Origin of the sequence: Ruminococcus sp. XPD3002, from assembly GCA_900119535.1 — a bacterium.
Lineage (GTDB): Bacteria > Bacillota > Clostridia > Oscillospirales > Ruminococcaceae > Ruminococcus > Ruminococcus flavefaciens_H.
The window spans coordinates 222,712-236,874 of sequence record FPJT01000002.1 but is presented as its reverse complement, the minus strand read 5'-3'; the positions used below and the strand labels follow the sequence as shown (position 1 = coordinate 236,874).

17 protein-coding genes are annotated in these 14,163 nt (G+C 47.3%); 2 read left to right on the top strand and 15 right to left on the bottom strand.

Going from position 1 to position 14,163, the window contains the following annotated elements; translation table 11 throughout:
* Positions 1-28 precede the first annotated feature (28 nt).
* From BT127_RS02495 to BT127_RS02485, 3 genes are all read right to left on the bottom strand, one after another.
* Positions 29-1,165, bottom strand: a complete 1,137-nt coding sequence (locus BT127_RS02495) for a sensor histidine kinase (protein WP_075423446.1) — start codon at positions 1,163-1,165, stop codon at positions 29-31.
* On the bottom strand, positions 1,162-1,851 hold the full coding sequence (locus BT127_RS02490; protein WP_318257121.1) for a response regulator transcription factor: 690 nt from the start codon (positions 1,849-1,851) through the stop codon (positions 1,162-1,164). The genes BT127_RS02495 and BT127_RS02490 overlap by 4 nt, the downstream gene beginning before the upstream one ends.
* Positions 1,852-1,947: 96 nt before the next feature.
* On the bottom strand, positions 1,948-2,901 hold the full coding sequence (locus BT127_RS02485; protein ID WP_082334868.1) for an alpha/beta fold hydrolase: 954 nt from the start codon (positions 2,899-2,901) through the stop codon (positions 1,948-1,950).
* Between the two features lie 174 nt (positions 2,902-3,075).
* On the opposite strand from BT127_RS02485, the gene BT127_RS02480 reads away from it, so the two are divergent.
* Both BT127_RS02480 and BT127_RS02475 read left to right on the top strand, forming a co-directional pair.
* Positions 3,076-4,005: an aldo/keto reductase gene (locus tag BT127_RS02480; RefSeq protein ID WP_082334879.1), complete on the top strand. Its 930-nt coding sequence runs from the start codon at positions 3,076-3,078 to the stop codon at positions 4,003-4,005.
* The gene (locus BT127_RS02475; RefSeq protein WP_075423444.1) at positions 4,005-4,616 is read left to right on the top strand and encodes a TetR/AcrR family transcriptional regulator; all 612 of its coding nucleotides are present in this window, start codon (positions 4,005-4,007) and stop codon (positions 4,614-4,616) included. The genes BT127_RS02480 and BT127_RS02475 overlap by 1 nt, the downstream gene beginning before the upstream one ends.
* A gap of 69 nt (positions 4,617-4,685) precedes the next feature.
* Here BT127_RS02475 and BT127_RS02470 read toward each other — a convergent pair whose 3' ends face one another.
* The 12 genes from BT127_RS02470 to BT127_RS02415 form a co-directional block, all read right to left on the bottom strand.
* Entirely contained in the window at positions 4,686-6,035 is a 1,350-nt protein-coding gene (locus BT127_RS02470; RefSeq protein ID WP_075423443.1) for an MATE family efflux transporter, read from the bottom strand.
* Positions 6,036-6,139: 104 nt separating this feature from the next.
* Positions 6,140-6,754 carry a pseudouridine synthase gene (locus tag BT127_RS02465; protein WP_075423442.1) on the bottom strand — a complete coding sequence of 205 codons (615 nt, stop codon included), beginning with the start codon at positions 6,752-6,754 and terminating at the stop codon, positions 6,140-6,142.
* Entirely contained in the window at positions 6,754-6,939 is a 186-nt protein-coding gene (locus BT127_RS02460) for a hypothetical protein (RefSeq protein ID WP_075423441.1), read from the bottom strand. The genes BT127_RS02465 and BT127_RS02460 overlap by 1 nt, the downstream gene beginning before the upstream one ends.
* Positions 6,936-7,397, bottom strand: coding sequence for a low molecular weight protein-tyrosine-phosphatase (locus tag BT127_RS02455; protein ID WP_075423440.1), 462 nt, complete (start codon positions 7,395-7,397; stop codon positions 6,936-6,938). Before BT127_RS02455 ends, BT127_RS02460 begins: the two co-directional genes overlap by 4 nt.
* A 374-nt stretch (positions 7,398-7,771) precedes the next feature.
* Positions 7,772-9,019 carry a site-specific integrase gene (locus BT127_RS02450; RefSeq protein WP_075423439.1) on the bottom strand — a complete coding sequence of 416 codons (1,248 nt, stop codon included), beginning with the start codon at positions 9,017-9,019 and terminating at the stop codon, positions 7,772-7,774.
* The gene (locus tag BT127_RS02445) at positions 9,019-9,228 is read right to left on the bottom strand and encodes a DNA-binding protein (RefSeq protein ID WP_075423438.1); all 210 of its coding nucleotides are present in this window, start codon (positions 9,226-9,228) and stop codon (positions 9,019-9,021) included. The genes BT127_RS02450 and BT127_RS02445 overlap by 1 nt, the downstream gene beginning before the upstream one ends.
* Positions 9,203-9,433 carry an excisionase gene (locus BT127_RS02440; protein ID WP_075423437.1) on the bottom strand — a complete coding sequence of 77 codons (231 nt, stop codon included), beginning with the start codon at positions 9,431-9,433 and terminating at the stop codon, positions 9,203-9,205. The genes BT127_RS02445 and BT127_RS02440 overlap by 26 nt, the downstream gene beginning before the upstream one ends.
* Positions 9,434-9,533: 100 nt before the next feature.
* Positions 9,534-9,800, bottom strand: a complete 267-nt coding sequence (locus BT127_RS02435) for an excisionase (RefSeq protein WP_082334867.1) — start codon at positions 9,798-9,800, stop codon at positions 9,534-9,536.
* 101 nt (positions 9,801-9,901) lie between these two features.
* Positions 9,902-11,890 carry a DNA polymerase gene (locus BT127_RS02430; RefSeq protein WP_075423436.1) on the bottom strand — a complete coding sequence of 663 codons (1,989 nt, stop codon included), beginning with the start codon at positions 11,888-11,890 and terminating at the stop codon, positions 9,902-9,904.
* A gap of 85 nt (positions 11,891-11,975) precedes the next feature.
* Positions 11,976-12,518 carry a DUF2815 family protein gene (locus BT127_RS02425; protein ID WP_075423435.1) on the bottom strand — a complete coding sequence of 181 codons (543 nt, stop codon included), beginning with the start codon at positions 12,516-12,518 and terminating at the stop codon, positions 11,976-11,978.
* Between the two features lie 2 nt (positions 12,519-12,520).
* Entirely contained in the window at positions 12,521-13,657 is a 1,137-nt protein-coding gene (locus tag BT127_RS02420) for a DUF2800 domain-containing protein (RefSeq protein ID WP_075423434.1), read from the bottom strand.
* Positions 13,647-13,955 carry an rRNA biogenesis protein rrp5 gene (locus BT127_RS02415; protein WP_075423433.1) on the bottom strand — a complete coding sequence of 103 codons (309 nt, stop codon included), beginning with the start codon at positions 13,953-13,955 and terminating at the stop codon, positions 13,647-13,649. The genes BT127_RS02420 and BT127_RS02415 overlap by 11 nt, the downstream gene beginning before the upstream one ends.
* Positions 13,956-14,163: the final 208 nt, after the last annotated feature.

The window sequence follows — 14,163 nt, the reverse complement described above, 5'->3', positions numbered from 1 at the left end:
TTCTAACAGAGAAACTATTAAGAAATCCTTATGTGATATCATTATTTTTCAAGGGAAGGCTCACTGTAACTTCAAAACCGTTGTCCGTATTCCTGCATCTTACGCTGCCGCCCGACTGCTCTGCTATATACCTGACTATATACAGTCCGAGACCTGCACCGCTCTGCTGACGGCTGTTGCTGCCGCGGTAGAACTTACCAAAGATAAACGGCATATCCTCATCGGGAACTCCGCTTCCATAGTCACGGAAGTGTATCTCCGCCATATTATCCTTGCGTTCTGCCGTTATCTTTAAACCCGTACCTGCATATTTCTTCGCATTGTTTATAAGGTTCTCGGTTATCTGAACTACTCTTTCGGGATCGGCATAGACTACTGTTTTCTCAGCAGGCATCTCCAACTCCACGCTTCCGTCAGGAGATATATCGGCAACAGCCTTGCTGAGAAGCTCTCCCAGTTCAAACTCCTCAGGGGACATCTTCAGACGTTCAAGCTCGGTAAGGGAATGAGTAAGCAGATCAGAGGTCAGCTTTGAAAGTTCATCGCACTTGCGTACTATCACCTCTGTATACTGTCTGCATTTTTCGGGAGAACTGCCTATACCGAGTTCGAGTGCCTCTGTGTATGCCCGTATAGAAGCTACGGGAGTTTTTATATCATGAGATAGTGCCGCGATAACGGTCTTCTGATTTTCAACAGCTTCACGCTCGCATGCACGGGCACGTAATATCTCCCTCCGCATACTGTCGAACGCCCATGTGAACCTTCCGAAGTAGTTAGTTCTCTCATATACGAGAGGAATCTCCAGATCACCGCCTGCAAGCTTATCTGCAAAATCCGACAGCTTATGAAAGGGATGTATTATAACGATGCCGCAGTACAGACTCACTCCCGCAAGAAACAGCAGACACAGCGCCCCTGTAACAAGAACAGCGGACTGCCCCTCAGGTATACGTGCATCAGCTATAAGTTCACTTTTCAGCGTTCTCGCAGCTTCTGATGCAGCAGAATCATCTCCCTGTTCACATAGCTTTTCTATCTCGTTGAGACTGACTATATAGCTGCCTTTCCTGTTTGAAATGTCGGAAGCGCTGAAATACGATATTCCGCAGACAGTTATGATGATAACGGCAAAAAGCACTGCCGCACTTATGAGCTTTTTCATTCATCCACCTCCAGCATATATCCAAGTCTCCAGACAGTTTTGATGTATTTCGGCGAGGCGGGATCATCCTCCAGTTTTTCACGAAGCCAGCGTATATGCACGGTAAGCGTTGAAGGTTCTACCTCGGCAAATGCTCCCCACACCTCGGAAAGAAGCTTTTCTTTCGGTATTGCTGTGTTCCTGTTGCGGCAAAGATATACAAGAAGGTCAAATTCACGCTGTGCAAGCATGACCTTCTTGCCGTTCCGTGTTACAGTCCTTGTAGCTGTATTTATCACGACGCTGCCGAAGGATAGCTGTTTGTCCTCAGTCTGACCGTAAGCGCGTCTTATAAGGGCGTTAACCCGTGAAAGCAGCTCCTTCATGGAATAGGGCTTCGGCAGGTAATCATCACCGCCGATATCAAAGCTTCTGATGCGGTCATCCTCGGCAGTACGCGCGCTTGCAAATATAACCGGAACATCCGATACCTCGCGCAGCTGACGGCATATCTCGAAGCCTTCGGAATCAGGAAGATTAATATCAAGAAGTATCAGGTGAAAGCTCTTGTGTGAAAGTATATCAAACGCTTCCTCAGCACTTACAGCCCGCAGGCTTTCATAGCCGCAGCCTTCAAGCATCTCGGAAATTATGAATGAAAGATCAGTATCATCATCTACGATAAGTATACGTTTTTTGTCCATCATTTCGCCCTCCGTACTGTGGTATCTCATGTTATTGCAGAAAAATCCGATAACAGACAGAACTGCAACAACCGTTTATCCGATGTAATATATCACCGTTCATTCTGTATCGATCGATGAGATAAACCCGTTCATTTTCTCCGCTATCTCTTTCTGCCTGAAATTATGTACATAATGTCCGCATCCAAGTTCTATGACCTCTGCGTCAGATATTTTTTCAGCGTAGTCCTTCTGTGCGGATATCCAGCTTGGAACGTCCACCTCACTTCCATCCGAAACAAAAAGCAGAGTCGGAACATCAGGTATCGGCATGCTGTCTATCTCTGCACATGCATCGGGTATAGCGTTGCTTTCGTATATTATGTCACAGTTTACAGCTATCTTTGCGGCTATTGCCTTGTATAGCTTTTTATCATTTTCATCAAGTGCCGCAGGAAGTGAACTGTCGGTATAGAAAAGCCTTGTCAATCCCAGTTTACTTGCAAACGAAGCAAGCTTTTCCATTTTTTCAACTCCTTCCAGATCGAGTTCATCATAGTGTCTCGGAAGCGCCATATCCAGTCCCACTATAGCCTCGACTTCATCAGGGTACTTCTGCGCCCACAGGATCGCTTCAATTCCGGACATGGAGTGCGGACAAAGTATATAAGGAGCATTGACGCCCTGCTTTTCAAGTGCTTTTCTGTCCTGTTCAAGTATCGTATCAAAGGGCCTTTCCTCATCAACTACGTCTGCTGCGCCATAGCCGAATTTTTCAACTACAGCTATCCTGTAGTCATCTTCAAGGAGACTGTACAGACTCTTGAAATCAAGTACAGGTGCGGCTGTACCGCTGCCCGACAGGAATACGAGTGTATGTTCTCCTTCGCCCTTAGTATAAACGTTCATGTTGTGTCCATCCACTTCAACGAGTTCTCCGGGATAGGTTTTCAGGAGTTCCTTTTCGCTGTTCATCATTATTCTGTTGCTGATAAACATAACAAGCAGGAATAGTATTATCAGCATCAGCAATGCAAGCAATATTTTACCTGTGATCTTAATCGCCTTTTTCATATTTATACCTCCGTTTTTTACATCTTTTATCATTATACGATGAAGGAGAGCATATGTCAATGCTGAATGATCTGTATAAATGTGAGAAATTTCTCACTTTCTATTGACAACTGCGATTTTCTGCGGTATACTAAACATGAGATAATCCTCACATTTTATAAGGGAGAAATAAATATGAACGATATAAAGGCTGTTATAGGTACAAATTCCTGGGGCGGAAAAGTCTACGGAAAACTGCTCCGTGGAAGCTGCGTTGAGGACAGTGTCATCCGTGAAGCAATGAACGAAGCCGAAAAGCTCGGACTGAAAATGTACGACCTTGCCCGTGATTACGGCTTGGGCAAAGCACAGAAGATGATAGGCGAGTTTGGTACGGATAATATCCTGCTGTCCGCTAAGTTTACCCCGACAGGAAGATACAAAAGGAACTGCGTCCGCAAGTCGCTTGAAAAGGACCTTTCCGACTTCAGACGTGACTATGTTGACATATACTGGCTGCATCTGCCTGTTGATATCGAGAAGCATCTTGCGGAAATATCCGAGCTTTACAAAGAGGGAAAGATACGTAATATAGGCGTTTCAAACTTCGATCTTGAAGAGTGCAGACTTGCCAGAAAAGTACTTGAAGCGAACGGCATCCCCCTTTACGGAGTTCAGAACCATTACAGCATCATTGCCCGTGAATGGGAAAAGAACGGACTCGTGGACTGGTGCAGGGAAAACAATATCTCATTCTGGGCATGGGCAGTGCTTGAAGAAGGACTCCTGACCGATCCGAGAGTAAAAGGAAAAAAGACCATCATGAAGCTGATAATGGACCGTCAGAAAAAGAAGATGCGTGACCTTTACCGTGTGCTGATAGCTGTTGCAAAGCATCATAATATAACCGTTCCGCAGGTAGCGGAGGCGTTTTGTATAAACAAAGGCATTGTACCGATATGCGGCTGCCGCAAGCCGAAACAGGTCCGTGAGCTTGCAGAAGCTGCCGATATCAGGCTTTCAGAAAGAGAAATGCGATTTATCGAAAATGCCGCAGACAGTTCCGCGGCAAAGGGACTCGGGTATGACATGTTCAGGGCATTTGTCCCGAAGAGGGTGAAGTAATGAAAGATACTGCAATGCCTATACAGGCAAGGTCACAAAAGACAAAGGAAAAGATACTCCGTTCTGCACTTTCGATGTACTCAAAAAAAGGCTATCACTGCACTACAGTAGACGAGATAGCTGCCGAAGCGGATGTCTCCACGGGAATCGCTTACAGGTATTTCCGCAACAAAAAGGACATACTCCTTTCTGCTATAGAATATGCAGCCGGGAACATAGTCAGCATCGCTCATATCGACGGCATTGACATTCCCGAAGTTACTGCGGATATAACTTCATATCTCAGGGCTGTGCTGAAAGGGTTCGAGGAACTGCATCTGAAATTCCGTGATATACATGAGGAGCTTGAAGGACTTCAGCATACCGATGAGGACGTTCGTAAGCTCTATAACAGTATAAGCAGTCAAAAAATGGAAAATGTCATAGAAAAACTGACCGTTCTGCTTCCCGAGGCGGTTAATATCCGCGAAAAGGCTTACCTCTCCGTAGGTATAATGGAACAGTACTGCCATATGAAAATGAACGAAAGCGCAGTGGAAATGGACTATGATGTATTACGTGAAAAAACGATAGATGCCGTTATGTGCGTGTTGGGTATCACATATGAATAATGCTTATTCAAAAGGTTTATATACATTTATCGGGGAGATCTCTCATCAGAAAGGTCTCCCCGATAATTCTTACGTATTCTCCGTCAGCATTTTATCATTTTTATTGAAGTAATGATAAGCTGCAAAACACATTATGATCTGAAGGACTGTTGAACACGGTATCGAAACACCAATGAGAAAAAGTGAACCATTTCCTATATGCTGCATCAGGAACGCTACAGGTATCCTTACAAGGAATGCTCCGCATATGCCCTGAAGCATAACGAACTTCGTTTTCTCGATGCCGTTGAAATAACCGATAAAACAGAACAGAAAACATGTTGTCAGACAGTCTATGGCATACGCCTTAAGGTAGTCCCACGCCGCCTGAACAGTATCTGCATCCTGCGAGAATATCCCTGCAAGCAGGTCTCCTCTGAAGAACGTCAACAGGAACATGACAACTCCGAATGCAAACGATACCGAGATACCTGTTTTCAGTGCAAGCTTTGACCTCTGCGGCATTCCTGCGCCGTAATTCTGTGCTACGAACGCCGTCATGGACTGCATGAATGAGATAGGCACCAGCATTATGAACACACACACCTTTTCCGCAACTCCGACACCTGCCGAAGCTGTAACTCCGAGACGATTGACTATTGCAAGCATTACAAGGAAAGATATGCCCACAAGGAAATCCTGAAGCGCTATAGGTGTACCTATACGGAATATCACCTGAGCATAGCTCTTTTTCAGCTTTATCTTATCTTTGTGGAAATCAAACGGCAGTTTCGCATGTCTTATCATTACAAATGATACAGCAACACTTATAAGCTGTGCCATAACAGTTGCAAGAGCTGCACCCGAAGCTCCCATACCAAATACGGCAACAAATAACAGATCACCGATTATATTGAATGCGCAGGCTATACCTACTGCTATTAGCGGAGTTTTCGAGTCGCCGAGTCCGCGGAAGATACTTCCGAGAAGGTTGTATGCCGTGATGACCAGAAAGCCTCCGCCGCATATCCTTATGTAGTCCGCTGTAGTGTCGAAGGCTTCGGGAGGCGCCTGCATCATACTTGCAAGACCTGTGGCTCCGAACAGGCTCAACACCGTGAAAACAAGTCCCGTTATCGCAAATATAACCAGCCCAGTACCAATAGTCTGTGCGGCTTCGTCGGGACGCTTCTGACCTATCCTCTGTCCCACTGCAACTGTTATTCCCATTGAAAAGCTGACTATCAGATTAGTCAGCGTCATAACTATCTGCGAGCCTGTAGAAACTGCCGAAACATCCGCTTTATCCGCAAACTGTCCCACAACGAGAAGATCGACTGCTCCATACATTGCCTGCAAAAACATGGCGAACAGTACAGGAAGCATGAATTTCAGCAGTTTAGGCAGGATAGCACCGCTTGTAAAATCATTGTTTTTCATAGATACCTCCGCAAAAAATGCCGGATAAAACAACAGGCATCTCATCCTGAAGTCCTATCCGACGATCCATTTATTTTTTCCTCTGAATCAACTTTACTATTGTATCACAGACTAACATCGATGTCAACGTTTCCGAGCATGTCAACTTCATTATCTGAAAGTTCACGATATTCGCCCTCAGCAAGGGAACTGTCCAGCTGTAAACTGCCGATGCTTTCACGCCGCAGATAGAATATCCTGCACCCGACTGCTTCAAGCATACGTTTGACCTCGTGCTTTTTCCCTTCATGGATAGTAAGCGACGCAGAAAAAGCAGGTCCATCAGGGTTTCTCATATAGCGTTCACGGCGTTCGGCAGGCATAAATTTTTCAAGTTCGCATATGCGGTACTCCTTTTGCAGGGTAAAAGAGGCCACTCCCGTCGTGAATCCGACCATCGGAACGCCCTTTTCAAGAAGCTGTTTTTTCTCGTCGTTCATAGTTCCTATGGAATAGAAAAAATAGGTCTTGCTTACGTGTCTGTCAGGCTGCATTATTCTGAAATCAAGGTCTCCGTCATCGGTGAGTATCAAGAGTCCGCAGGTATCCTTGTCCAGTCTGCCCACGGGATGAAGCCTTTCAGCAAGTTCCTTCGGGAAATAGTCCATGACCGTTCTGTGTACCGCATCCGAACGCGCTGTAACACAGCCCTGCGGCTTATTGAACATATAATAAAGCATCAGTCTGTTTCAAAAGTATCGCCAATGTCAAGGCGTTTTTCGCTGAGGTAGCTGTCCGGAAGCTTCAGCGTTTTCTCGCAGCCGTCCTCACTGCGGACAAGTACGCTGCACATAGGTTCTTCGCCGTCAGGAACGCCCTCACAGCCGTAGTCCCATTCAATGATATCAAGTATGGTGTATCTCATAAAAGCTCCTTTCTGAGATGCTTAAGCAGTCCCGTACAGCCCTCTGCTATATCATTGTATGCAGTTTCAAAATCACGGCTGTACCACGGATCGGAAACATCGTCTCCCCTTCCTGCGAAGGTCAGCAGCTTATAAATCTTTTCATCGGGATCACTTCCGAAAATGCGGTTCATATTACGAATATTTGCGGTATCCATACCGATAAAATAGTCGTATTTATCGTAGTCGGACTTTCTCAGCTGTACTGCTGTTTTGCCTGCACAGCGTATACCGTGTGCCGCAAGCTCCGCCCTTGCAGGAGGGTATACGGGATTGCCCAGTTCTTCCGTACTTGTTGCGCTTGAAACAATGTACAGCTCGTCGGACATTCCGTTTTCAGCCGCAAGCTTTTTCATAACAAATTCCGCCATAGGTGAACGGCATATATTGCCGTGGCAGACAAACATAACCTTTATCATAGGTATAAACCTCCGTATTTTGCCGTGATTTGCCGCGTTTTGCCGTTGTATACTTCGACGAACGGGTGTGCTGATTCTGTCAAGATTCACGGCGAACTCGGCAAATTGCGGCATATCTTGGCATTCTAAGGACATCGTTAGTAGTAAAAATGGTAGTAAACACAGGGTGTTTTACTACTAAGGAATTGGGGCGTATCGCGGAAACTGCGCGTAGTAGTAAAGCGATTACTACTACGGTTACTACCACGATTACAGTAGGTTACTACTAATGAACCAGTATATACTTTTTTATTATACCATAATCCTTCCAATTCATCAAGTCAAAATGGGCAAAAAAATAACGGCTCACTTCAAGTGAGCCGCAACCGGAAGCATCATACTGCTTCATCTTTTGTTCTGTTCATCTCCTGTCGGGCGTTCTGGAGTTCCTCCATGCGGTGAAGCTCCGCAGCAGCATCCTCCAGCCCCAGATGCGTATAAACGTCAAGTGTGACGCCGATCTCGCTGTGTCCCATCAGATATTGCAGCGTTTTCGGGTTCATACCTGCCTTCGCCTGATTGCTGCAGTAGGTATGGCGGCAGATGTGAGGCGTGATATTCGGCATCTGCACACGGTAAATCTCGTTGTACTTGCTGACCATGCGGTTGAAGCGGTGTTCCCAGTGCAGCGCGACCAGCGGCATACCGTTCTCATCGAAGTACAGGAAGCCGCAGTAGCCGTCTACGAACGGTTCCCGTCGAGGTTTCTCTCTGTCCTCGATGATCGCCTGAAAGCACCGGGCGACCTCCTCGGTGATCGGGATCTGCCGCTTACCGGCATTCGTCTTGGTGGTCTGAATCACATACTCCATATCGGAAGTGCGCTGAAGCTGGTGGTCGATATTGATTACCCGGTTCTGCAGGTCGATGTCTTTCAGCGTCAGACCGCAGAATTCGGAAATGCGCATCCCGGTATGGAACAGGATGTAGACTGCTTCGTAGTATTTGCAGTAGGTGTTATCGTCATGTACGAATTTCAGGAACTTGCGCATCTGCTCTTTCGTAATAGCCTCTCTGGTCTTGCTGTCGTTGACGACCACACCGGCAAGCTGGAAGCCGAAGGGGTTCTTGACGAGAATGTCATCATCGACTGCCATCTGAAATGCCGGACGCAGAACACCGCGCACAGTCTTGACGGAACTGTAGCCCCTGCCGTCGCTCTGCATCTTGATCAGGAACAGTTTTGCATCCGAGGTCTTGATGGTTCCGATCTTTCTTCCGCTGAACTCCTCCTTTTTCAGAAGGTTCACCACGAAGTTGTAATTCGTTTTCGTCTGCGGCTTTACAGCGGTTCTGGTTCTGAGGTAGCGCTCCACAAGCTCCATCACCGTCATGTTTTTCTTCTGCGGATCGAGCATCGCATCAAGGTCATAGCCGATCTGCTTCTCCATCTCACGCAGGGAAAGACACGGTTTCTTTCCCTGCGGAAGCGTGTCTGTCGGTTCCAGCTTCCAGCTATAAACGAAGTGCGGCTTCCCGTCCACATAATACTTGAACTGATACTTGCCGTCCGCCCTGATGGATTCCCCGGCACGAAGAATTCGGCGCTTGGGATCGCGGCGGATGTTTCCTCTGATACCCATTAAATTTTCCTCCTTAACTTAGGGTGTTCGCACAGATACTCCTGAAAGGCTGTGCGGTTGATCATTTTACGCTTCCCGACCATCACGATCATCGGGCGGGTGTTCTGTTTGCGCAGCCACTCGCCGAATTTCCGTCTGCTCAGGACGAAAAGAACGATCGTCTCTTCAGGCGTCAGGAAATCCTTATTCTCCGGTGTTGCTCTCTGCATCCTGTGTCCCTCCTTTCTTTGCAAGCGCTGTGAAATACTGCTCCATCAGCGGACGGATAACAAGGTAGCGATTACCGTTGTACAGTGCAAAGTCGCCTTCGTTGTCTTCTGCCATTCTGCGGATTTTCTTCTCTCCCATGCCGAAGTATAAAGCAGCCTCTTTGACCGAAAGAATAAACTTCTCCGGGATTTTCAGTTCGTCCATGCTGATCGCCTCCAGTAATATATTTGCCTCTCCGGGCTTAGTATCATATATTACTCTATTTCGGAGAAAAAGCAACTACTTACGGCACTTTAACGTCAAATCAGATGGTAGAAGTTTCGAGGAGAAACTGCTCGAATTTTGTTCTAATAATCAAATAGCGGTTTCCGTTGATGACAGCGAAATCACCTGTGTGTTCTTCCGCCAGCCGACGCAGCTTCTTTTCGCCGATGCTGAAATAGATCGAAGCCTCCCGGATCGTCAGCATATACTTATCGCTGACCGGTACAACAGTCTTCTTGCTTTCCTGCGTGGCGTTTTCGCCGTTCGTGGCAGTTTTTTCTCTGCCCTTGATCTTGTGCTGTATCATAATAACACCTCCTGTCAATAAATGCTTTCATATTTTCCGTCAAAAGAAAAAGGCGGGTTTCGTACCCCTTACGCTGAAAGGTGTACATAACCCGCCATAGCTCAGTCTTTCATGTAAAAATCGCAGATGTAACCATCAGCTCTGAGTTTTAATCCCGGTGTCCAGTCGGGTACTCTGCCCATCTGCTCACACAGCACATCAAGAGATACTTTCGGATTAGCTTCAATGACCAGCTCATCATGAATATGCATAACAATAGAACTGCACCGCAATGTTTTCATGGAATTGCAGAGAATATCACGGGAAGTTGCCTGAACAATGTTTTCCACAAACTTTGGACCATAGGAGTCCAGGCGTTCCCACTTCTTTGTTGCCCCGATGCCCTCATAGGTAATGCACTGACCACCATAGCGGTTCGTTCCTATTTTGGGTCTTACATAGACGAGGTTTCTCCCAGACGGCAGTGTAATGAGGAGCATACCGGACTGATAAGAAAAAGCCAGCCCGTAGCAATGTACTGTTTTATGCTGTTTTACGACCTCTGTTACTGCCCGGTCAACGTCCCACCAGAACTTCACGATATGCGGATTGGACTGCCGCCATGCATCTACCAGCGGCTGAAGTTCATCTTCTGAAAGCCCCATCTCCAATGCTCCCATTGATTTAAGGGCACCTACGGAGCCACCGTAGCCGAGAGCGAGTTCCGCAATCTTACCTTTTTGACGTAGATGACCATTTACGCCATGCTTTTCGACAGGAACATGAAACATCTGCGAAGCACTGGCGCAATAAATGTCACCGCCTCGGTCGAACACTTCCTGCCGCCACTTTTCTCCGGCATACCATGCGATCACTCTTGCTTCAATGGCGGAGAAGTCTGCCACATAGAACTTCTGACCGTCTTTCGGGATAAATGCCGTTCGGATTAGCTGTGAGAGCGTATCAGGTACATCCTCATACAGGAGCTTTACTGAATCAAAATCACCGGAGCATACTAACGCCCTTGCCTCTGCTAAATCAGGCAGATGATTCTGCGGAAGATTTTGCATTTGTATCAGTCTGCCAGCCCACCGCCCGGTACGGTTTGCACCATAGAACTGAAACATACCGTGACAGCGACCGTCATCGCAGACACAGTTTTCCATTGCCTGATATTTCTTCACAGACGATTTCGCAAGCTGCTGTCGCAGTTCCAATACCTCCGCAAGCTCCGGCGGTGCATCTCTTAGAAGTGCCTCTACGGCTTTCTTACCGAGGGTATCGGTTTCCAGTCCGTTGTCAGCAAGCCACTGTTTCATCTGCTGAACGCTGTTAGGGTTGCTAAGAGCCGTGATTCTCTTCATAGCGGCGGTCAGCTCTTTCCGAGAGCGTCCGTCCATATCAATGGCATTATTTACAAGCTGCATATCGACCCGCACACCACGGTCATTGATCTCCTGATCAATATGATATTCATCCCAGACAGACTCTGGCACAGGAAAGCCGGACAGCTTTTGCTGTATTGCCATTTCTACTTCCACATCACGCCTGTTATATGCTATGAAAGTCGCCCATTTATCAGGAGCATCTGCTGGAAGGTTTCTTGTACGACCACCATTAGCTTTTGTTGGTGCGCAAGGAACGGAGAAATACTTGATAAGCATTTTGCCCTCATCCATTTTCTGCTCTTCCAATTTCAGGATACTGCCTACATCTTTAAGCGAAAGTGGCAGTCCCATTGTCGCAGCCCAGACCATAGTACACCGCCAGCCCACCGGATTCAGATACCTTGCCATTTCTGTTGAGAGTGGATGTTTATCATGAAATGGGTCAAGACTGCGGCCGAGATCATGCAAATATCTGGACAGGCAGACACGTTCAAAATTGGCGTTAAATGCCCATTTTGTTATCGTATCGTCTGTCAGGGCGTCGAGAATCTCATCGGGTATCTTCTCACCCTGTGCAAGGTCAATGACGGTTACCTCACTGCCATCAACAGAATATCCAAAGAGCAGTATCTCAAATGCCGGAGACTCAGCATAGCGATAAACACCACATTTTGTCAGGTCAATATCGCTGTATGTTTCAATATCGATACTAATGGATTGCATCACGTTCACCTCAATTCACAGCAAAGCGGCAGAGATGTCATCTCCACCGCCCACCGTTCTTACTTGTTATCGTCCTGCTTACGCTTTAGGAAAGGAAATCGTCTTCAATGGTGCCAAAATCGTCCTCAGCAGAGCTGCGATTGCCCAACGGCTGACCGTCACGCACCTTCTGGATGTTCCCCAGACCCACTGCGACACCCTTATTTCCATTGGAATTGAAGGCGTAAAACGTGAGGGAGACTCTTGCATAAACACCGCTGTAGACCTCACTGCGGTTCAGAATCGGATTAACATTCTGGTCAACGATCTGCGGTGCTGTCTGGCTATTGGCATTCAGGAAGTAACTGCCTGCATATGCCTCATCATCACGCTCGGTATCACCATCGCGCAAAGGCAACTTAATTGCCGCCTTGTTCGGCTTCTTGCCGCCGAACTTCGCCAGACCTTCCTCAATTGCCGCATCGACTGCTGCATTGATCGCATCAATAGTCTTCTTATCGTCCTTGGAAATGATGACGGACACGCTGTACTTCTCCGCACCACCGTTGATGGATTTCGGCTCCCACACGTTTGCGTAGGAGAGTCTGACCGTTCCGGTCACAACCTTAGTTTTGCTATTGTTTGCCATAATTACTTTACCTCCGTAAATTCTGTTTTAGGATCGTTACCTGTGATAGCCGTTCTCTTGTCCGTATCAGGGACGAGAGCCGGTCGCCCCGGCGGCTTTATGATAAGACCGCCGAGTATTTCATTGAATTTCTTCTTGCCCATCAGCTTCTCCATTTCGGTCAGCGTGATAAGGCTTGTCTTGAAGATATCCGTGTAGCCAGATGCTTTTGCAGCTTTGATAACGGCATCTTCATCACTGTACCTTCGGACACTGCGCCCTTCGACCACCTTGAAGCCTTTCCATTGCTTTCCGTGGTTGAGTGCGGCATCCGTTGCATATGCCATGATGTCATTAGCCCACTTTGTCAGATCAGGAAGCTTCGGCAGAATATCTGCTATTTCCTCATCTGTCAATGTTGGCGGAAGAGAGAATTCCTGCTTTGCCAGTTCAAGTTTTGCCTGCGCTCTTGCACGGCATTTGACTGCCGCTTTACAGAACAGACACCAGTCTCCGCTGCAAAACTCGCCCTCACCGGCATTTGCCAGTTTTGCTTTCGGCTTCAGTTCTTCCTCTGCCCATTTGCGGAGAACCTCTACCGATTCTGTGTAGGTACTGACATTGTCACGCCGTGGCTGAAAAATGGTCATTGCCACTTCCTTGAAATCGTACAGACCGTCATAAATGTCCAGCGCACCGAGAGCATAGAGCTTCATTTGCGGATTGCCCTCTGCTTCGACCAGTACGCCCTGACCGTACTTGAAGTCAATGATGTGGAGCTTGCTGTCCGAAACGATCAGGCAGTCACAAGTGCCGAATGAACCGGGAACATAAGCCGTCAGGTCAAGCCTTGTCTCAATGAAGATCTGTGCATCAGGGCAAGACTGCCGTTCCAGCATCAACTGTTCTAAAACATAGTCCCTGTAAGCATCGGTCAGTTCTTCCATTTCGTCGCTGTCATATGAGGATACAGGTCTGATGCTTCTCTGCTTCAATGCTTTTTTGACTTTGTGTTCACAGAGAGCATGAGCGGCTGTTCCCTCGGCAGCGGCATCGGATTCTTTCTCTCCAAATTCCTGTTCAAGTCTTGCTGACCGAGTGCAGTGCATCCAACGATCAGCACTGGACGGTGGCAGAAAAGCGTGTGTATTAGGTGGCATTTCCGAACACCTCCGCCTCTTGCAGTATCGCACCATACTCGGACGGATTGATGTCGGACAGTTTGCTGCCGCCGTGCTTAGCAATCAGCTCACGCACCTGCGCACTGTAGCCGTCACGGCTCTTTGCCGCAAGGATAGCACGAACATCCTCCAAACGAATTGTCTCTTCCTTCGGTGTCACTTCCGGTTTAGCAACAGACGGCTCATCACTTGCCATTGCATCAGCAATCGATTGCAGATCATCTGCCACAGCACGAACGTCCTCGATGAGGTCAAGGAGCAATTTGATTCTGCTCATCCGTGATTCCTCCTTTCCGTTGATTCCTGTTATGCATGATTCTCACTCCTTTCCGTGGGGTTCTTGCCCTCACAAGTATTCCGTCAAAAGGAAACTGCCTAATTCGTACCCCTTCATGAAAAATATTTCATGTGGCTTTTCCTTTCATGTAGTCCGTCAAATAGAAATGGCGCAATTCGTACCCCGGCATAAAAAATCCGGTTGTTCC

What these genes read in the sequence shown, in the direction of transcription:
- BT127_RS02495 (WP_075423446.1), bottom strand. Translation starts at nt 1,165, where the DNA reads ATGAAAAAGCTCATAAGTGCGGCAGTGCTTTTTGCCGTTATCATCATA.
- BT127_RS02490 (WP_318257121.1), bottom strand. Translation starts at nt 1,851, where the DNA reads ATGATGGACAAAAAACGTATACTTATCGTAGATGATGATACTGATCTT.
- BT127_RS02485 (WP_082334868.1), bottom strand. Translation starts at nt 2,901, where the DNA reads ATGAAAAAGGCGATTAAGATCACAGGTAAAATATTGCTTGCATTGCTG.
- BT127_RS02480 (WP_082334879.1), top strand. Translation starts at nt 3,076, where the DNA reads ATGAACGATATAAAGGCTGTTATAGGTACAAATTCCTGGGGCGGAAAA.
- BT127_RS02475 (WP_075423444.1), top strand. Translation starts at nt 4,005, where the DNA reads ATGAAAGATACTGCAATGCCTATACAGGCAAGGTCACAAAAGACAAAG.
- BT127_RS02470 (WP_075423443.1), bottom strand. Translation starts at nt 6,035, where the DNA reads ATGAAAAACAATGATTTTACAAGCGGTGCTATCCTGCCTAAACTGCTG.
- BT127_RS02465 (WP_075423442.1), bottom strand. Translation starts at nt 6,754, where the DNA reads ATGCTTTATTATATGTTCAATAAGCCGCAGGGCTGTGTTACAGCGCGT.
- BT127_RS02460 (WP_075423441.1), bottom strand. Translation starts at nt 6,939, where the DNA reads ATGAGATACACCATACTTGATATCATTGAATGGGACTACGGCTGTGAG.
- BT127_RS02455 (WP_075423440.1), bottom strand. Translation starts at nt 7,397, where the DNA reads ATGATAAAGGTTATGTTTGTCTGCCACGGCAATATATGCCGTTCACCT.
- BT127_RS02450 (WP_075423439.1), bottom strand. Translation starts at nt 9,019, where the DNA reads ATGGGTATCAGAGGAAACATCCGCCGCGATCCCAAGCGCCGAATTCTT.
- BT127_RS02445 (WP_075423438.1), bottom strand. Translation starts at nt 9,228, where the DNA reads ATGCAGAGAGCAACACCGGAGAATAAGGATTTCCTGACGCCTGAAGAG.
- BT127_RS02440 (WP_075423437.1), bottom strand. Translation starts at nt 9,433, where the DNA reads ATGGACGAACTGAAAATCCCGGAGAAGTTTATTCTTTCGGTCAAAGAG.
- BT127_RS02435 (WP_082334867.1), bottom strand. Translation starts at nt 9,800, where the DNA reads ATGATACAGCACAAGATCAAGGGCAGAGAAAAAACTGCCACGAACGGC.
- BT127_RS02430 (WP_075423436.1), bottom strand. Translation starts at nt 11,890, where the DNA reads ATGCAATCCATTAGTATCGATATTGAAACATACAGCGATATTGACCTG.
- BT127_RS02425 (WP_075423435.1), bottom strand. Translation starts at nt 12,518, where the DNA reads ATGGCAAACAATAGCAAAACTAAGGTTGTGACCGGAACGGTCAGACTC.
- BT127_RS02420 (WP_075423434.1), bottom strand. Translation starts at nt 13,657, where the DNA reads ATGCCACCTAATACACACGCTTTTCTGCCACCGTCCAGTGCTGATCGT.
- BT127_RS02415 (WP_075423433.1), bottom strand. Translation starts at nt 13,955, where the DNA reads ATGAGCAGAATCAAATTGCTCCTTGACCTCATCGAGGACGTTCGTGCT.